The sequence below is a fragment of the Proteiniphilum sp. UBA1028 genome (assembly GCF_002316955.1).
In the GTDB taxonomy this organism is placed as follows: domain Bacteria; phylum Bacteroidota; class Bacteroidia; order Bacteroidales; family Dysgonomonadaceae; genus Proteiniphilum.
Genome location: NZ_DCEN01000049.1, coordinates 1 through 1959, shown reverse-complemented (window position 1 = coordinate 1959; position 1959 = coordinate 1). Strand labels below are relative to the sequence as shown.

Annotated in this window: 3 protein-coding genes; all 3 read right to left on the bottom strand. The window is 52.9% G+C overall.

All coding sequences use genetic code 11. The features are described 5' to 3' along the window. Nucleotides 1-101 precede the first annotated feature (101 nt). On the bottom strand, nucleotides 102-371 hold the full coding sequence (rpmA, locus tag B3Z75_RS08395; RefSeq protein WP_294070062.1) for a 50S ribosomal protein L27: 270 nt from the start codon (nucleotides 369-371) through the stop codon (nucleotides 102-104). A 20-nt stretch (nucleotides 372-391) separates the two neighbouring features. After that, nucleotides 392-703 carry a 50S ribosomal protein L21 gene (gene rplU, locus B3Z75_RS08390; protein ID WP_294070031.1) on the bottom strand — a complete coding sequence of 104 codons (312 nt, stop codon included), beginning with the start codon at nucleotides 701-703 and terminating at the stop codon, nucleotides 392-394. A gap of 113 nt (nucleotides 704-816) precedes the next feature. After that, the coding region (locus B3Z75_RS08385; RefSeq protein ID WP_294070021.1) for an NAD(P)H-hydrate dehydratase at nucleotides 817-1959 on the bottom strand (1143 nt) is incomplete at its 5' end.

Sequence of the window (1959 nt, the reverse complement as noted above, 5' to 3'; positions counted from 1 at the left end):
CATAAGAAAAAAACAACCTACTTATAGACAAGCAGGTTGTTCTCCACTAAAAAATATATTTTATGGCTCAAGTTTCCTTTCACCGTACGGGCCACTGCGTATTACGCTTCGGCCTGTGCTACCGGCTGTACCGATACGAAAGAGCGGTTGTCCCTTCTCTTACGAAATACCACTACACCATCGACCAGAGCGAAGAGTGTATGGTCTTTGCCCATGCCCACATTTTCTCCGGGATGATGTACGGTTCCGCGCTGACGCACGAGAATGTTACCAGCTTTTGTAGCCTCACCACCGAATATCTTCACGCCCAATCGTTTACTTTCCGACTCACGGCCGTTCTTCGAACTACCAACACCTTTTTTATGTGCCATTTTCTTCTGATTTTAACTGATTAAGCAATAATTTCTTTTACTCTCACTTCCGAAAACTGTTGACGGTGACCGTTCAGTCTTCTGTAGCCTTTTCTTCTTTTCTTTTTGAAGATGAGAACCTTGTCCCCTTTCACGTGCGAAAGAACTTCGACTACTACTTTGGCTCCTTCCACCACGGGGGCACCTACGGTAACCGCGCCGTCGTTATCCACGAGCATCACTTTTTCAAACTCCACCTCTGCGCCCTGATCGGCGTTGATCCGGTGAACAAATAATTTCTGGTCCTGCTCAACTTTAAACTGCTGGCCCTGAATGTCTACAATGACGTACATATTTGTAATAACTTAACGTTACGTGCCTGAGGCGAGCCGCAAACCACGACTTCTTGTTCAGCCTATTGGCAAAATGAGGTGCAAAAGTACGCAATTATTTCATTATTTACAAATCATTCGCTCGTTTTTTCCAGTTTTCTGTAAGCATTTCCGATGTGTTCAACGATGTCACCCGCAATAAAGCTGCGGGGATGTATTGTTTCCCGGGTCAGGTCGGCCGTCATCCCGTGCAGGTAAACGCCCACCCTGGCGGCATCCAGTGGCCGGTACCCCTGCGCCAGGAGGCTGGTAATCATTCCGGTCAGCACGTCTCCGCTGCCGGCAGTAGCCAGTGCCGGGGTGCCGGTGCTGTTCACATGAACACTCTCCCCATCAATGATCAGCGAGTACGCCCCTTTGATCACCACAACCAGGTCGTTTTCCTTTGCAAAAAGCTTTGTTCTCACAATCTTGTCGTAGTCGTCGCTCCACTCCCCAATCAGCCGCGACAGCTCCTTCGGATGCGGCGTCAGGATGGTTTTGGCCGGCAGCAGCGAGATCCACTCCTTGTGCTGCGCCAGCATATTCAGTCCGTCGGCATCGATCACCAGCGGGGTACGGTTATTTTGGAGAAACCCATGCAGCGCCTCCTGCGTCTCCGGGTGCTGCCCCATCCCGATGCCGATGCCGATTGCATCCGGCTGCAAGGCAACCTTTATGTTGCCGATATGCTCCGTCTGCTCATCCTCCACCGCCATCGCCTCCGGGAGAGCCGTTTGGACGACCGGCATTCCGCATTTTGGCAGGTAGGCCGTAACCAGTCCGCAGCCCGTTTTCAATGCCGCCCGCGATGCCAGGCATACCGATCCCGTCTTGCCCAGGCTTCCCCCCACAATCAAGGCATGCCCCTCCGTTCCTTTGTGGGCAAATTTGGCCAGCGGCTTCAGTAGGGAAGCGATCTCCCCCATCTCCGCTAAGTACACATCGCTTTTTGCCTCGGCAATTGCCTTCCTGTTCAGGCCGATATCCACGATCCGCACGTCGCCGGTGAAGTCCTTGTTCTCCGGCAGGTAGAGAGCCAGCTTTGGAATCTGAAACGTGATCGTCTCCGAAGCCCGCACGGCAAAAGAAGTCCTCCGTTCCAGAAAGAGACCGCTCGGCACGTCGATGCTGATCACCGGTTTCCTGCTCCCGTTGATTCTCCCGATCACCAGCGCTGCAATGCCGGTCACTTCGCGGGAAAGCCCCGTTCCGAAGATCCCGTCGATCACCACATC